The sequence below is a fragment of the Pedobacter sp. GW821-FHT01D05 genome, assembly GCF_059422505.1.
Window position 1 is genome coordinate 274,786 of sequence record NZ_JBWKXA010000003.1, and the last position, 15,806, is coordinate 290,591.

At 38.6% G+C, this 15,806-nt stretch carries 14 protein-coding genes; 1 reads left to right on the forward strand and 13 read right to left on the reverse strand.

Translation table 11 applies throughout. The features are described 5' to 3' along the window. Positions 1-19: 19 nt before the first annotated feature. From AC07VK_RS13355 to AC07VK_RS13405, 11 genes are all read right to left on the reverse strand, one after another. On the reverse strand, positions 20-3,424 hold the full coding sequence (locus AC07VK_RS13355) for a trifunctional glycoside hydrolase family 18/polysaccharide deacetylase/glycosyltransferase family 2 protein (RefSeq protein ID WP_492961015.1): 3,405 nt from the start codon (positions 3,422-3,424) through the stop codon (positions 20-22). A 434-nt stretch (positions 3,425-3,858) separates the two neighbouring features. Next, positions 3,859-4,728, reverse strand: a complete 870-nt coding sequence (locus AC07VK_RS13360) for a pirin family protein (RefSeq protein ID WP_492952580.1) — start codon at positions 4,726-4,728, stop codon at positions 3,859-3,861. 70 nt (positions 4,729-4,798) lie between these two features. Next, a complete protein-coding gene (locus tag AC07VK_RS13365; protein ID WP_492952581.1) occupies positions 4,799-5,329 on the reverse strand; it encodes a YceI family protein in 531 nt (176 codons plus the stop codon). Between the two features lie 188 nt (positions 5,330-5,517). Then, a complete protein-coding gene (locus AC07VK_RS13370) occupies positions 5,518-6,105 on the reverse strand; it encodes a Crp/Fnr family transcriptional regulator (protein ID WP_029274727.1) in 588 nt (195 codons plus the stop codon). 12 nt (positions 6,106-6,117) lie between these two features. Beyond that, complete coding sequence (locus AC07VK_RS13375; protein WP_082458743.1) at positions 6,118-6,276, reverse strand: FeoB-associated Cys-rich membrane protein; 159 nt, start codon at positions 6,274-6,276, stop codon at positions 6,118-6,120. 330 nt (positions 6,277-6,606) lie between these two features. Continuing rightward, on the reverse strand, positions 6,607-7,794 hold the full coding sequence (locus AC07VK_RS13380; protein WP_492961017.1) for a hypothetical protein: 1,188 nt from the start codon (positions 7,792-7,794) through the stop codon (positions 6,607-6,609). 14 nt (positions 7,795-7,808) lie between these two features. Next, entirely contained in the window at positions 7,809-8,495 is a 687-nt protein-coding gene (locus AC07VK_RS13385; protein WP_492961019.1) for a hypothetical protein, read from the reverse strand. An 11-nt stretch (positions 8,496-8,506) separates the two neighbouring features. Continuing rightward, positions 8,507-9,334, reverse strand: a complete 828-nt coding sequence (locus AC07VK_RS13390) for a type 1 glutamine amidotransferase (protein WP_492961021.1) — start codon at positions 9,332-9,334, stop codon at positions 8,507-8,509. 7 nt (positions 9,335-9,341) lie between these two features. After that, the gene (locus tag AC07VK_RS13395; protein ID WP_029274724.1) at positions 9,342-10,442 is read right to left on the reverse strand and encodes a carboxylate-amine ligase; all 1,101 of its coding nucleotides are present in this window, start codon (positions 10,440-10,442) and stop codon (positions 9,342-9,344) included. 30 nt (positions 10,443-10,472) lie between these two features. Then, positions 10,473-11,600, reverse strand: coding sequence for an ATP-grasp domain-containing protein (locus AC07VK_RS13400; protein WP_492961023.1), 1,128 nt, complete (start codon positions 11,598-11,600; stop codon positions 10,473-10,475). A 112-nt stretch (positions 11,601-11,712) separates the two neighbouring features. Continuing rightward, complete coding sequence (locus AC07VK_RS13405) at positions 11,713-12,420, reverse strand: esterase family protein (protein WP_029274721.1); 708 nt, start codon at positions 12,418-12,420, stop codon at positions 11,713-11,715. A gap of 181 nt (positions 12,421-12,601) precedes the next feature. On the opposite strand from AC07VK_RS13405, the gene AC07VK_RS13410 reads away from it, so the two are divergent. Then, the gene (locus tag AC07VK_RS13410; protein WP_492961025.1) at positions 12,602-13,414 is read left to right on the forward strand and encodes an alpha/beta hydrolase; all 813 of its coding nucleotides are present in this window, start codon (positions 12,602-12,604) and stop codon (positions 13,412-13,414) included. Between the two features lie 4 nt (positions 13,415-13,418). Here the strand turns inward: AC07VK_RS13410 and AC07VK_RS13415 are convergent, their stop codons facing one another. Together AC07VK_RS13415 and AC07VK_RS13420 are read right to left on the reverse strand one after the other, a co-directional pair. Further along, positions 13,419-14,327, reverse strand: coding sequence for a hypothetical protein (locus AC07VK_RS13415; protein WP_492961027.1), 909 nt, complete (start codon positions 14,325-14,327; stop codon positions 13,419-13,421). Between the two features lie 2 nt (positions 14,328-14,329). Beyond that, positions 14,330-15,766, reverse strand: a complete 1,437-nt coding sequence (locus tag AC07VK_RS13420) for an MBOAT family O-acyltransferase (RefSeq protein WP_492961029.1) — start codon at positions 15,764-15,766, stop codon at positions 14,330-14,332. Positions 15,767-15,806: the final 40 nt, after the last annotated feature.

Consider the following 15,806-nt stretch of genomic DNA (forward strand, 5'->3'; position numbering starts at 1 on the left):
ATAATCTCCAGGACAAGCATTACGCCAACTGCTCTTTAACGTTTCCTGTCCGCTTTAACGTTCCCCAGGTTTCCAGTTCACCTTTTATGGCTTTTCTGAACGAACGGAATAGTACAATATACATCAGTTGCCGCCAGAAAAACCGCTGTGGGAATATGTAAAGTAAATTCGTGTATTTTTCTTTTTCCATACGGAAGGCGATTGCAGCAAAAATCATATCTACAACAATAAAGATAATATAATAAAAAAGTACCTGGCCAAAACCGTTATGCAGGCTTAAAATTCCAGAGAATCCGGTTAGGGTTAAATTATTTATAGCACTTAACGAGAAGAGACCGCTAATTAACGAGATGAACATAAAAAGATCGGCAAGTGGTGAAAATAGTGGCAAAATGATCTGATAGATCAAAATATTCGGCATTCCTACCATCCCAAAATAACCGTATCTCTTGTTTAGCAGTGTTTTTCTGTTTTTCCAGAAACTTTGCATTACGCCAAAACTCCAGCGGAAACGTTGTTTAAGCAACATGTTTACCGTTTCTGGTGCTTCTGTATAAGCAACTGCAGTATCGCAGTTTTTTACGCGGTAACCTGCTTTCAAAATACGCATGGTTAAATCGCAGTCTTCGGCAAGTGTATCAATGGTAAACCCGCCGATTTCTAAAATTATATCTTTTCTGAAAGCACCTATTGCTCCAGGCACAACAGTAATTGTATTTAATAAGTCGAAAGCACGCCTATCCATATTCTGTGCGGTGATATATTCAATAGACTGCCATTTGGTAATGATGTTGTTGGCATTCCCAACTTTTACAGTGCCAGCTACTGCCGCAATTTGCTCACTATAAAAATAACGCATCAGTTCGGTAACGGCATCATCTTTTAGCTGTGTATCGGCATCTATACAGACCACAAAATCTGAGGTAGCTTTTGATATACCATAATTTAAGGCCGAAGCCTTGCCTCCATTTGCTTTGCGGAAAACCTTTACCTGAGGATGATTGCCAAAATGTTGGTCAATAATTTCAAAGGTTTTATCTTTCGAACCATCATCAACAAAAATCAGTTCAAAATCGGGGTAGGTGGTTTTTAAAAGGCTATTAATGGTTTGCACAGCAGTAACTTCTTCATTGTAAGCCGGAATGATAATACTTACTTTTTCTGAAGGATTTACTACCAATTTGCTAACATTCTGTTTCGCTCTTTTTCGCTGTCTAATGGCTAAATAGGCAATAAATATCGTCCTTAAAATAGCAAGTACTATTGCTACAGAAAATACGATGTTTAAAATCATGTTTCCATAGTAAAAGAAATTGATGAAAAAGTAATCACCAGAACCAGAAAAACCACTATTTGCCATAGATTTTACCGCAGGCATTAATTCTGATCTTTTTTTGCCCATTAAATCGCCAACGGTTGTAAAAGTATAACCTTTGGCTTTGAAGAATTTTATAATCCGGGGTAAGGCTGCAACGGTAGCTTCACGGTTTCCGCCTGCATCATGTAATAAAAGAATATTACCGTTGTCCTGTTGTTTCACTACTTCGTTAAAAATCTGATCGGCAGTTTTGCCTGGTTCCCAATCTTCAGGATCGATATATTCCCCGATATTGATGTAATTTTCTTTACGGCTTTGTGCAACAGGTAGAATTTCGGAAATATTTTGGGGTTCTGCATCAGCATTAAATGGTGCACGGAACAGGATTGTGCTGTGGCCGGTAACTGCCTCTATTAATCGACGGGTAGCATTTAGCTCGAATTTTACCCGTCGTGGCCCAATGGCCGACATATCAGGATGGAAGAAAGTATGGTTTCCAATTTCATAACCATCATTATATTCCTGTCTTAGCAATTCCATATTCTGCTCAGCCATAATGCCAACCACAAAGAAGCAGCCAGGTACTTTTTCCCGTTTCAAAATATTTAATACTTGTGGTGTATAAACAGGGTCTGGCCCATCATCAAAGGTTAATGCGATTTTCTTATCGGCCTCTCCAAACCTTTTAATTACATATTGCTCCGGAAGTCGGATATACTTTTGATCGGCAATAGAAAAGTTATCTTTGTTTAAAGTGAACTTTACACTACCGGGTGCTGGGGTAGAAATCAGGTCCAGAATTTCACCATCGCCCAAATAAGAGATTCCACCCATATTTAACGAAGCAATTTTGCGTAAATCGAAGGGTTTTTTCTTTAGCGTATCCAAACTAAGGTCGTTAGAAATAAAAGACCATAGGCGTTTGTCTTCCGAACCTAAACGCCATAGGGCTATACCAGCAATATCCCAATCATCAGCCTTGCGGATTAGATTAAAATAGGTTGCCGCATCTGTAAAGTAAACTTCATGTTTAATTCCACTGCCATCGTTGTAAGTGTAGTTTAAATTGGCAGAAGCAGGATTGTAGTTTATTTTGCTTTTGTAATTAACTGCCATTGTCATGGCCTGCTCGTAAGTAACCGGTTGCCCAATGCTATTTTTGGGCCAATCGTAACCGTAGCAAGCCAAAGCAAGGATTACTTTGCCGGCATTAACTTTACTGCAAATATCATCAAGCTTTTCTTCTACCCATTCCTGATGGGAAATATCGCCCGCATTACTTTGTTCGGTATGCTGATCATAAGCCATTAATACGAGGTAATCATTATATTTTTGAAGAATTTCTGGCTTATAATCGTCGTTTTCGGGTGAAATATCTTGAGAAACGATCAATTTTTCGGCATGAAACTGCTTGTATAGATTTTCCATAAAAGCGTTAAAACTATCGCTATTTTGGAGGTTGAGCTCTTCGAAATCTATGTTAATTCCACTATAGCCATATTTTTTGGCGATCGCTATAAGATCGTAGATCAATTTTTGCTGGGCAGATTGATCGTTTAATAATCTTCTTACCGCAGCACCATCCCAATGATCTTTATTATAATTTGAAACCACCGCAATAGCCGATTTTTTGCCGGTATGTATTACTTTTAAAGCTGCAGTATCTACTTTATCTACAATAGAATCACCATTTAAAAAGAACGATTCTGTAGCCACCATATCCAAATGGCTGATGTTGCGTTTTAAATCTGATATTGATGATTCTTTACTTGCTGCCCAGCTTACATAAAAGGCCATATTGATGCGCTTGCTGTTACCACGATGGCTTAAAATACGGAGTTCGCGATCTTTTTTGATCTTTTGCAGCCTAGATTTTTCGATGGCGAAATCCTTATACTGCTGTGATTTTTTTAACTTCTCTAATTGTTTTTGTGTTAACGGTGTATTTGTGTTGATAAAAGGCAAATTGGGTGCCTCTACCGAAGACAGTGTGTATACCACGCAGATGATTGCGATAATGAAGACTAAAAAAAACGTACGGCTTACCCATGTAAATGTATGCCAGCGTCTTTTGGTCTCAGTTTGAAATATTTGTTTTCCGGACATTTTTCTGTTCTGATTTATTAATCAAATGTCACTAACGAATATGAAGATTGTATGAATGATTAATTGGAATGGTTAAGAAGGTTGATGGTTTGGCCTGTTTTAAAATGCTAATTTATCTCTCTATTTATCAGGTGAATAGGTGGACTTCTGGGCCTTTACATCATTAAGGATTTAGGGTAGTTAAGGTTTTCTTGAATAAGTTAAAATGCGACAAGAGGAAACGAAAAAAGCATTGTCATCCTGAGCCTGTCGAAGGACAAATGTTTTTTGTTTTCGACTATTAAAGGTCTTCGACAGGCTCAGACTGACAACATTTATGCTTACTTAATGATATGGGGTTATTCTGCAAAATGTATCTACAAAAAAAGCCAGCATTTTTTAAAATTTGCTGGCTATTTTTAGCTATTTAATATGATGGATGGACGATTTTCTGTTTACTCTTCTAAATAACCAAATCTGCCCTGGTTATAATCTTCAATGGCCTGATGGATTTCTGCCTGGGTGTTCATTAAGAACGGACCATATTGGACAATCGGTTCATCTATAGGTTCACCACTTAGAACCAAAATCACGCTGTTTTCTAGCGCTTCGACCTTAATCTCTTCACCTTTGTTTTTGAAGTGGATAAAATTATCTGCTACTGCAGTTTCCGATCCGTTGATTTTGATCGAGCCTTCAATCACTATAAATGCGGTATTAAAATGCTCAGGAAAATTAAAAGTAGCTTCACCACCATTATTTAGCCTGGCATTATAAAGTTCTATGGGAGTAAAGGTATTTGCATTGCCTTTTATGCCATTATAATTACCAGCAATGATCTCGATTTTTCCACCATTTTCGGGAAGATCAAAATGAGCCATATCGGCCTGTTTAATTGCCTGATAGCCAGGTTTACCCATTTTATCTTTGGATGGCAGGTTAACCCAAAGCTGAACCATTTGAAAAGGACCTCCAGCTAAGCTGTAGTTCGGTTCATGGTATTCTTTATGTAGTACACCACTTGCAGCGGTCATCCATTGTACGTCGCCCGGGTAAATCACCCCGCTGTTTCCAGCGCTATCGTGATGGGCAACCGCGCCATGATAGGCAATAGTTACCGTTTCGAAGCCTCGATGTGGATGTACCCCAACGCCTCTTGGTTCTTTCCTGGCAGAAAATTCGATCTTTGAGCCATAATCCATTAAGAAAAACGGACTCATGTTGATTTTATATCCACTTGGGAAAAAATTGTGTACCCTAAAGCCATCGCCAACCATATGTGGCGCTGGCGCTTTTAGTACTTTTTCTATTTGTTTTGTTTCCATGATTGGAACCTTTCTGTTATGCGTTTTGCATTTGGCGGATAATCCACGCTTATCGCCAAACGCTTATCACTTATGCATTTTTTACAAACTGTAATTCGCCTAAAATGCGAACTTCTTCACTTACCATTACGCCACCGGTTTCTAATGCCGCATTCCAGGTTAAACCGAATTCTGAACGGTTAATTTTTCCACTTAAAGTAAATCCGGCTTTGGTATTTCCCCATGGATCGGTAGCAATACCGCCAAATTCTGCAGTTAATTTTACAGGTTTGGTTTCGCCTTTAATGGTTAAATCACCTTTAACGATATAATCGCTGCCATCTTTTTCTACTGAATTAGATTTAAATTCGATGTGTGCAAATTTTTCAGCATCAAAAAAATCACCGCTTTTTAAATGGTTATCGCGGTCAGTATTTCCGGTATCAATTGAACCGATGTCACCTTTGAAAGAAATTTCTGCATTTTCAAATTCATCACCATCGGATGATAACTCTGCTGAGAAAGATTTTAAACTACCGGTTACAGTAGTAATCATTAAGTGTTTTACTTTAAATTGTAATTCGCTGTGGGTTGGATCTAATGTCCATTTTGTAGTTGCCATATCTTTTGTTTTTTGAGATGTTTAATATTTACAACACAAAAGTACAGCGCAGGTTTTTACTACAGATTGATGTATGGTAAGAAAGGGAAATAATTGAATGACAGAATGATTGAGTTATTGAATGAGAAATTGAGAGAAGGATCGAATATTGGGATTTAGCCAAGACATTCATTCATTCAAAACTCATTCTAAGGTCTGAAATGTTTATTGGCCAGTTCCTTTCTCACACGGCTTAGCGATTCGGGGGTAATGCCCAGATAGGAGGCAATCATCCACTGTGGTACGCGAAGGGTAAGGTTAGGGTAAAGTTTTATAAAATCGAGGTATCTTTCTTCGGCCGTAGCACTTAACAACATATTAATTCTTTTCTGCATAAAGCGGATCGAATTGTTGAGTAGTTTAATTTGCATGGGTTGCAAACATGGTACTTGCCTGGCTGCTTCTTCCATGAAATTGTTGGGCATTAACACGGCTTCGGTTGCTTCGATGGCATCGATAAAAAATATTGAAGGCTCATTATTCATGTTGTTGCGATCAGAAACCAACCAGTTTTCGGGGGCGAACTGAAGGATATGTTCTTTGCCTTTCGCATCAATCGAATACGCGCGTAACAAACCTTTACCTACAAAATATCCGTGTTTAAAATTATCGCCCGTATATTGAACTATTTCGTTTTTCTCGAATTTTTTAACCTTTAAAACAGATGATATGCTTTCGAACTGCTCATCAGTTATCTCTATTTTTTCCTGTAAGTATTTTTGGAACTGATGAATCATAAAGGTGGGATGTTATTTTTTTACGGGCTTAATATCGGAAAAATCTACACCACATTTACAATTACCGCCACATCCATCTTTTTTTACCTGTAAAGATTTAAAAACCAAACGGCCAACATATACCAATGCAACCGCAAAAAGTAAAAAGACTAAAATCGTTTGAATATCCATAGTACAAATATAAAGGGTTTTAGGAGGAAGGTGTTCAGATGAATGTAAATTATTGATTCGCATTTTTACCACAGAGGAAACCGGGTTTTTTCACTGGGGGACACAGAGAGGGTTTTAAGATATTTTGCCACGGATTCACAGAAAACACAGATGGATTGTGCTGCTGTGTATTGTCGCTTTTTTCTTTAATTATAAGGTGGTTAATAATTGTATAGATACGGAGCTTGGCTTAAGAAAGATTATTCTCTGTGATCATCTGTGCCTTTCGGTGGTTAAATAAAATTAATCTTTGCGTCTTCCCTTCGCGCGCTTTGCGGTTAGACTGAAGAACTATTCCTCCATAAAGCCAACCGTACCTCCAACCCAATCGAAATCGGCGTTGTAGCGTACACCAATCATTTTTCCTTTGCTTAACCTTGCCAAATTAATGCAAAGCTGTGGTTCACCACCATCAGGCCATAAGTACATCATCCTTACTTCGGCCTTTACGCCGCCATCTGGTGCCTGTACAGCTGGCTCGTAATTTACTTTTCTTTGTAAAATCCAGTTTTCGGGATCCTTTATATTGGTGATGTCCGTTTCGCTCACATCGATAATTACGCCCATGCCGGCGAAAGAGAATAATGGCTTAAGTACATAGTTTTCTAGATCTTCAGGGATAATCTTTATCTCGTTTAAAAAACGTGTTTCAGGTACAAATTCGCTTTTCAAGAAAGGCATGGTGTATTTGCTGATGCGATAGAACCAGTTGGGGTGCGTTACCCATTCCACGTCCAGCTCCTCACGCGGATCGAAACTGTTTTTGAAAATTTCAGTATTATTGGCCACTTCATCAAAAATCAGGCGGTTATAAATTCTTTTCAACTGGATCTGTTTCCCATCTTCTTCGTAAAAGAGCTGTTTGCCTACTTTTTTAATGTCTTCCAGTGCCAAAATTTTAATGCCCAACATTTTTTGGGTCACAAAAAAATCGATGGCCGTTTTCTGGTTAGGTGCATCTACATCCATCAGGGCTACTTCTTCTGGTTGATGGGAGCCAATAATGACTTCTTTAAGCAGCCTGATGTAATTTTCTTCATTAAAACCATTTAAGAAATAATTAACCGAATGGTCTATTTCAAAACTCGCTTGAAAAGTTTTAGCCAAATGATGCTGAAAGCCATACAAGGAAGGGAATCCCTGCATTTCGATCAGCATGGGGGTAAGCTCTCCGTGTCGATTTTTACAAATGCCAAAATCGAAGGTTAAAAAGTGAGGCTGTTCATTTTCATTGTGCACATTCCAGCTTACAGGAATTGATTTTTGCGTTAGTTCTTTAAAGTTAGGTTGCTTTATTAAGTTTATGATTTCTTCACCCGCTGCAATCAACTTTTCTTTTAACGCTTTAGGTACAAAAACTGGCGTTTCTGCCACACGAAAAGGAATTGGTGGATAGCCATTTTGCAATTCGATAAGGAAGTTTTGATACTTCTCTTCGGTAAACTGCTGGTTATATTTTTGGCGTTGTGAGGGTATCATGTATAATGTGCTGTTTAGATTTTACCAAGTAGTGCGTCTTTATGTAGTTCCGACAGTTTTAAATCCAAACCTGACATAAAAGTGCATTGAATTATTTTTACGATTTCATTTCTATTGATGGTGTTAGGATTTCTTCTCACTTGCATATAATAGTCCCTTGTAATTTTCATAGTGAGTTCTCCAATTGAGATATATTCAATCTCCTGACGGAACTTCATTGCTAGCCAGTTAAAAATCAAACAAGTCAAAATCCCTGTCAAAGCAAATTTCGAGTTAAAGAAAAAAGCTACCAATGAGGTTATAAAACCGCCAATAATTAAAAGTATTAGCCAAGTTTTCATGGTTAAAAAATTAACTGGTATACCTAGTTCTTTTTGAAATGCTTTTATTTTTTTCCTACGACCTATTCTAGGAAAAACTTCATCAAGGCGAGTTCTAGGGGTAATACTTCCGCTATCAATTTTTTGTGAAACAGCGATGGCACTGCGGATCTTATAAAAGGCTTGTTGAGAGGTGCAACTTTCTTCATTCTGATAAGCAATATTGTCTTGGAAAACCTGGCAGATATCTCCAAATGTTTTTGTTTCTGAAAAAGCATCAAATGCCAAATTCAGTTCGAAAGCTTTTGCTATGTAGCCTAATGTATCTTCTACATCCTGTAATTCGATATCTTGTAGCTTATAGTCTTCTACCGCTTTCATGAGTGTTAGTTCTATGCCTCTTGCAAATCCCCAATTGCTTTTTGTAAGAAATTAGGTAAAATAACACTTTGGGTAAGCACAATCCTTGCCGGATCGTCTAAACTGTTCAACATATCCAGGTATTTTTGTTCCCCGTGCATATCAACTATTGCTTTTTTCTTTTCCTCCTGAAGCAAATACATTTTCATGCCTACCGGATCAGCTTCTGGATGGAATTGCGTACCGATGATTTCATCGGAAAAGCGGATCGACATCATACAGCGTTCTAAATCGACATGTTTACGTTCTTTTTCGATGGCTAATAATTTAGCGCCTTTTTTCTCAAAAGCAGCAAAATCTGGCTCGATCACTTGCCAATCTCTGCTGTCGACCGAAAAGAAAGGGTTGGTGATGCCATTAAAAATTTCGTCTTTTTCTCCATCTTCTGTTAAGGTAATCGGGAAAATACCAAAAGCATTCGATCGTCTTTCGGTTACGTTACCCAATGCATATTTTCTACAAGCCAACTGGAAGGAATGGCAGATCAAAAAAGCATACTTTTTTCTTTCGTCATTTTTACGGTTAAAAGCTTCTATCTGATCTAAGAGATTAAAGAAATCATTTTCCCATTGCTCGCCCTTACTTTCAATCGGACTCCCCGGGCCACCACTAGAAATATAAGCATCATAACCGATGCCCGGTATTTCTCCTTTTTGCCTTAAATCAAATATATCATAGCTTAAATCGATATTGTTATCGTTTTTAAAACGGGATAAAATTTCCTGAATTCCCCGCATACCCTGATTAGGTGCACCGTTATTCATATCAATAACGGCCACCTTTAAGCTACTTTTATCCATTATAAAATTACTTTGCGCCTATAAGTGTTTGAGTAGTAATGTAATCTACCACCGCCTCAAAGTTACCAGTTTGTTGGTAAACTGCCAACTGCCGGTCTGCACCTGTGCCATGCTCCAATATTTTATGCACATAATTAATGTCATCACGGCAGCCTAAATCATCCACCACATCATCCACAAAATCCAATAATTCTAAAATAAGGTTGCGGCAGTTTACTTCCATTTCTTTCCCGAAATCGATTAGGTTCCCATCAATTCCATAACGGGCAGCTCGCCATTTATTTTCATTAATTAGTGCTCTCGAATAGCTGATAAACTCCATATTCTGCAAACGCAGTTTGTACAGTTTGGCGCATAAGGCTTGAAATAATGCCGTAAAAGCCATCGTTTCATCAATCAGCATCGGGCAATCGCAAATGCGGAACTCAACGGTATCGAAAAACGGATGCACACGGATATCCCACCAAATTTTCTTCGCATTATCCATGCAATTGGTTTTGATGAGCAGTTTTACATAATTATCGTAATCCTCGATGCTATTAAAAATATCAGGAATGCCCGTACGGGGAAATTTATCGAAAATTTTAGTGCGAAAAGATTTGTACCCTGTGTTCCGCGATTCCCAGAATGGAGAATTGGTAGATAAGGCAAAAACATGTGGTAAAAAATACCTCACCTGGTTGGCAATATGAATGGCCAGCTCGCGAGATTGAAAACCTACGTGTACGTGCAGGCCAAAAATGAGGTTAGAACGTGCAGCCTCCTGTAGTTCGTTCACAATTTCATTATAACGGGGATGTTCTGTAATTAACTGCTTTTCCCAATGCGAAAACGGGTGGGTACCAGCAGCGCCAATCCGTAATCCCTGTTCTCCGGCGAGTTGCGATACCGTATAACGTAACTGGGAAATCTCTTTACGTGCTTCGGTGGTGGTTTTACAAATGCCCGTTCCAACTTCTACCACAGCCTGGTGCATTTCTGCCTTAACCTGGTCTTTGTGGATCTTCTGTGCGGCCTCTACAATTTTTTGGTCGTGAGAAGTAAGCTCTCTGGTAACGGGATCAATTACCATATATTCTTCTTCTATGCCCAGCGTAAACTCGTTCATCCTTAGTATTGATTAAAATTTAAATCCCAATTATTTTTTTGGCGCAGCTTTTTTAGGTTTTGCTGGTGTTTTTTCTGCTGTTGCCGATTTCTTTGGAGCGGCCGCTTTAGCCACTTTCTGAGTAACTTTCGCAATTAATGGTTTGCCACTAACCGACGATTTAATGTACTCGCCCCAGGTTAAATTATCTTGTCCGTCTTTTTGCGCTTTAGCCCTTTCAATAGCATAATTTGCCGTGGTTTCCACTACCCAGTCAAAATTTTCCTGACCAACGCTTTTAATATCTGCATCGGGAGCAGGGTTACAGAAATCAATTGCAATAGGCACTCCATCACGCACCGCGAATTCTACCGTATTGAAATCGTATCCTAAATACTTACATAGTTTTAAGGTGTATTCTTGTACAGTTTTAAGCAGTTTTGGATCTGGCGATTTACCTTCTGTTGCATAGCGTAAATGATGTGGGTTCCGTGGATCGTACTGCATAATACGAACGTATTTGCCGCCTATGCAATAACACCTGAAATACTCTTCAAAAATGATTTCTTCCTGCAAAAGCATCACCAATTGTTGTGTGCCACTGTGTTTATCAAAAAAATCTTCTTTATCATGAAGTTTATAAACATCTCTCCAGCCTCCACCGTCATAGGGTTTCATATAGGCCGGAAAACCAGTGTATTCAAAAATGGCATCCCAATCTAAAGGCATGGTTAAATTAGAAAAAGATTCTCCTGTGGTTCCTGTAGGGTGCTCCCGTGATGGGATTAATGCCGTTTTGGGAACAGGTACGCCAATCTGTTCGGCCAACGCATTATTGAAAAACTTCTCATCGGCACTCCACCAAAATGGATTGTTGATTACGGCAGTTCCGGTAATGGCGGCATTTTTTAATGATGCGCGGTAGAATGGTACATCTTGTGAAATACGATCAATGATTACCGAATAACCTAATGGTGCATTCTGAAATATTTTGTCGATTTTGACTGCTTCGGCGGTTATACCCTTTTCTGCTTTTTGATTGATTCTTTCGATTACGGCTTCAGGAAAAGAGCGTTCCTGTCCAAATAAAATCCCTATTTTTTTCATCGTTTTAAATTTGTCTTTCAATGGTGATGAAGCAATCATGAGCAGTGTTGCTGGTTGTACTTGTTTGCTCATGATGGTTTCATTGGTAAACTTTAGTTTAAATGTTTAACTGGTTAATCGGTTAATTGTTTGATAATTAATCCTAAATCGACTCGGGACTTAAGATTGCCGACTTTGGACTAAACTAAAGCTGTGCAATATAATCTGGAAACATTTCCCTCCAGATGGGCCAATCGTGATCAGCATTTTGTCTGATATCAAGCCAATGGTCGATGCCCTTTTTGTTTAAGATGTCGGATAAACGTTCATTATCTGGCCTGCACATATCACGATCTGTTGTGCCTAAAACAATTTTCATATAATGCAGTTCGGGGTTACTATTGTTCAGCAGATAATCAACCGGATTATTGAAATAAACATCATCATTATAAAAACCATCCAACTGGCCAGAAATATCGAAAGCGCCGCTCATACTGAACATATGGCTAACCAGCCAGGGATGCCTGAAGGCGAAATTAGCAGCATGATAGCCCCCGAAACTACAGCCAGCAGTAATAATTTTGCTGTGCCCGGTTTCATGCCTTGCCAAAGGGGCTACTTCTTCCAGTAAATACTTGTCGTACCAGATGTGGTTTTTAACCCTGTCGGCAGGATGAATACTTTTGTTGTACCAGCTTAATTTATCGACACCATCGGGGCAATAGATCTTAATTTTTCCTTCATTGATAAATCCCTCAACAGAATCTATCAGTTTGAAATCCTTGTTTTCAAAATATCGACCCATGCTTGTCGGGAACAGTAGGATAGGGATACCACCGTGACCAAAGATGAGCATGTCGATTTCGCCACTTAAATTCGGGCTGTACCATTTCTTATGTTCTTCTTTAACCATAATAAAAATTGAATGATTTAAGGTATAAATTTAAATCTACAAAAAGAATAGTTTAAGCAGTAAAATGATGCAGATTAAAGGCGTATTGTAAAAATTAACCCATGATAATTAATAGTTTACGGAGATTTGTACCTTTGCACCCTAATTCTGAGGCGATAGCCATGTGATAGGGATTTTGATTATGATGTACACCACAATTTTATCGGTAAAAGTTAATACCAGTAACTTTAAAATACCCTCGGCTTATTTAAAGCACGAGGTAGAAATAGATATTTATACACCCGAAGGTATTTTAGGGAATGAGAAAATAGAGCTTCTTTTATTAAATGATGGACAGGATGTGGCCAAAATGGATTTTAGCCGGATTTTGGAAGAAGCCCATCATGGCAAAAGAAACCACAGGTTAATTGTTGTGGCCATTAAAGCATCAGAAGACCGATTAATGGAATATGGTGTTGCGGATGTTCCCGATTTTAAAGGACGTGGAGCGAAAGCTAACCTATACACTGATTTTGTGATGAAAGAGCTTTTACCTTTTGTTAAAAAGAAAATTGCAATGCCGATAACCGGTAAAGTAGGTTTCGCGGGGTTTTCTTTGGGTGGTTTGTCTGCTTTTGATATTGCCTGGAATAATCCTTCTGCTTTTGATGCCATCGGTGTTTTTTCTGGAGCATTTTGGTGGAGAAAAAAAGACCTGAGCGAAGGGTATACTGATGCAGATCGCATTATGCATGCAAAGCTGGAAAGCACCTCTACCAGGCCCGATATGAAATTCTGGTTAATGACCGGAACGGAAGATGAGAAAGCTGATCGGAATAAAAATATGATCATCGACTCGATAGATGATACGATCGATGTTGTTAAAATACTCCTGAATAAAGGTTATAAACGACCTGAAAATGTTTTTTATTACGAAAAAGTCGGTGGCAGACACGATGTCCCCACCTGGGAAAGTGTAATGCCTGCCTTTTTAGATTGGGCATTTGAGGTTTAGCGGATTATATCTCAGCCAAAAGCGCATTCATTTTTAAACTGAGTTTCTTAGCCCCGATTTCGTTAAGGTGATCGCCATCATAAAAATCCTGCGCATGGAATGAACTATCCTGCAAAAGATTAAAGTACCTGACTGTGGAGTGAAAAGTATTCAGTTTTTTAATGGTAGAAAGCGTAGTCTTCAACTGGTTTTTGCTTAAATGCGATACATAAGATTTATAAGCCGGACTGGTAAACAATACCACCTTAATATGTTTATGCTCTGCAAAGGCGATAATTTCATCCAGTAAATGCAGGTTAGTTGAATATTGTAGATTATCTTTCGCAGTATGCCGTGCTGCGGCTGTTACGCCACTTTTGATTAAGTCTTTGTGATGAATCGCTTTGTAGCTCGAGCCCCAACCCAGGCTGCTGCAGCTAATGTCATTTTCCCCTCTAACATAATGGTTTAAAAGCCGGCTTAAATTGATGTCTAATTTGTTACTCAGTATTTCCGTACTGTTAAAAATTTTATGATCAGTATTGATGTTGTAATAAATGCGGTAATTTTTTGCCCGCCAGGCTTCGGGACTATTTTCTAAGCGGCCATAAAAGGAAAAATAATCAACAGGGATGACAATGTATTTTAAATGATCCCATTGTTGACTGTACTTTTTTAAAATTTCCAGATCATAATCAAAAGACTGCGAAATGTAACTCGCGTTAAAACTTGATTTGATGTATTTCGGATCGATGCCATAATAGACATGAGAGCTGCCCAGAAACAAAATACTTACCTCTTTGGCGTGATGGTCGAGGTAACTTTTTTTGTACTCGTAATCGTTTGGAATCCTTCGGATCAAAACTTCGCAAAAAACAGCCAGAAAGATAATTGGAAGCAGAAAGATGACGATAGATTTAGTGAATTTTTTCATAACTAAAATTGAAAGTAAATGAATTGTTGTTCGGCGCCTGCGAAAAAGAATATCACCAGAACAAGGCCGTAATAAATGCCCCATCTTACTGGTTTTGGCCACGACAAGGCAAATTTGGCAATGGCATATTGCTCCATCCTGCCATTCCATTCGATTAAAATAAATAAAGCCAGTAATAGAAATAGTTTAATTGGCAGTATTTGAGGAATGGAGAAAAATGATTCGGAACCAATGGTTGATATGATATTAAAAGCATGCTGAACAGAATTTGCCCTGAAGAATATCCAGGCGAAAATGGTTAAACCAAAGGTTAATACAATCGCTGCTAATTCTTTTAAGCTTGGGAATATTTTTCCTTGAGCAACGGTATCCAGGTTCGATCGGTTAGTGTTAAAAACAATCGACGGCATAATGTACAGCGCATTTAATAAGCCCCAGATGATGAATGTCCAGTTGGCCCCGTGCCAAAAACCACTTACCAAAAAGATGATAAATGTGTTCCGTACTTTTATCCAGGTTCCACCTTTGCTCCCACCTAATGGGATATACAAATAATCTCTGAACCAGGTAGAGAGGGAGATATGCCACCTGCGCCAGAATTCGGCAATATCCCTGGAGAAATAGGGGTAGGCAAAGTTTCTTAACAGCTCTATCCCAAATAACCGTGCTGTACCCAGGGCAATGTCCGAATAGCCCGAGAAATCGCCGTAAATCTGAAAGGCAAAAAGAATGGCGCCGAGCAATAATGTGCTCCCCGAGTATTCTCCGGAATGATTAAAAATCATATTGGCGTAATTGGCACATTGATCGGCAATGACGATTTTTTTAAACAAGCCCCATAAAATCTGTCGTAAACCATCAATCGCCCCGCTGTAATCAAAAGATCTTTCTTTTTTGATCTGAGGAAGTAAATGCGTTGCCCGTTCTATTGGCCCGGCAACCAGTAGGGGAAAAAAACTCACAAATAAAGAATAATCAATAAAGTTCTTTTCTGCCGGTATACGGTTCTTATAAATATCGATTACGTATGACAGGCCATGAAAAGTGTAAAATGATATACCAACAGGTAAAATGACTTTTAATGTCCATGGGTTTACCTGAAGGCCAAAATTTGCAATAGCATCAGCGAAAGAATCGGCGAAGAAATTATAGTATTTAAATACGCCTAAAAAACCGAGATTAATGGAAATACTCAGCCAGAACCAAAATTTTTTGGACCTTCCGTTTTTACTTTCCGTCATTTTTAAGCCGGTGAAATAATCCAGTAGGGTGGAAAAAATGAGCAGGAACATAAAACGCCAATCCCAGCAGGCATAAAAGAAATAGCTTGCCCCCAGCAATAATATATTTTGAGATCTTAAACGTTCTTTTCCCAAAACCCAATAAAGTATAAAAACTATGGGCAGAAAAGCAGCAAAGCTAAAAGAGTTGAACAGCATAGCGTTAAGGTTAATACTTCGTTTAAGAATAAAATTAACG

Excerpts from the sequence above, each read along its gene's own strand:
- AC07VK_RS13355 (WP_492961015.1), bottom strand. The coding sequence starts at position 3,424 with ATGTCCGGAAAACAAATATTTCAAACTGAGACCAAAAGACGCTGGCAT.
- AC07VK_RS13360 (WP_492952580.1), bottom strand. The coding sequence starts at position 4,728 with ATGGAAACAAAACAAATAGAAAAAGTACTAAAAGCGCCAGCGCCACAT.
- AC07VK_RS13365 (WP_492952581.1), bottom strand. The coding sequence starts at position 5,329 with ATGGCAACTACAAAATGGACATTAGATCCAACCCACAGCGAATTACAA.
- AC07VK_RS13370 (WP_029274727.1), bottom strand. The coding sequence starts at position 6,105 with ATGATTCATCAGTTCCAAAAATACTTACAGGAAAAAATAGAGATAACT.
- AC07VK_RS13375 (WP_082458743.1), bottom strand. The coding sequence starts at position 6,276 with ATGGATATTCAAACGATTTTAGTCTTTTTACTTTTTGCGGTTGCATTG.
- AC07VK_RS13380 (WP_492961017.1), bottom strand. The coding sequence starts at position 7,794 with ATGATACCCTCACAACGCCAAAAATATAACCAGCAGTTTACCGAAGAG.
- AC07VK_RS13385 (WP_492961019.1), bottom strand. The coding sequence starts at position 8,495 with ATGAAAGCGGTAGAAGACTATAAGCTACAAGATATCGAATTACAGGAT.
- AC07VK_RS13390 (WP_492961021.1), bottom strand. The coding sequence starts at position 9,334 with ATGGATAAAAGTAGCTTAAAGGTGGCCGTTATTGATATGAATAACGGT.
- AC07VK_RS13395 (WP_029274724.1), bottom strand. The coding sequence starts at position 10,442 with ATGAACGAGTTTACGCTGGGCATAGAAGAAGAATATATGGTAATTGAT.
- AC07VK_RS13400 (WP_492961023.1), bottom strand. The coding sequence starts at position 11,600 with ATGAGCAAACAAGTACAACCAGCAACACTGCTCATGATTGCTTCATCA.
- AC07VK_RS13405 (WP_029274721.1), bottom strand. The coding sequence starts at position 12,420 with ATGGTTAAAGAAGAACATAAGAAATGGTACAGCCCGAATTTAAGTGGC.
- AC07VK_RS13410 (WP_492961025.1), top strand. The coding sequence starts at position 12,602 with ATGATGTACACCACAATTTTATCGGTAAAAGTTAATACCAGTAACTTT.
- AC07VK_RS13415 (WP_492961027.1), bottom strand. The coding sequence starts at position 14,327 with ATGAAAAAATTCACTAAATCTATCGTCATCTTTCTGCTTCCAATTATC.
- AC07VK_RS13420 (WP_492961029.1), bottom strand. The coding sequence starts at position 15,766 with ATGCTGTTCAACTCTTTTAGCTTTGCTGCTTTTCTGCCCATAGTTTTT.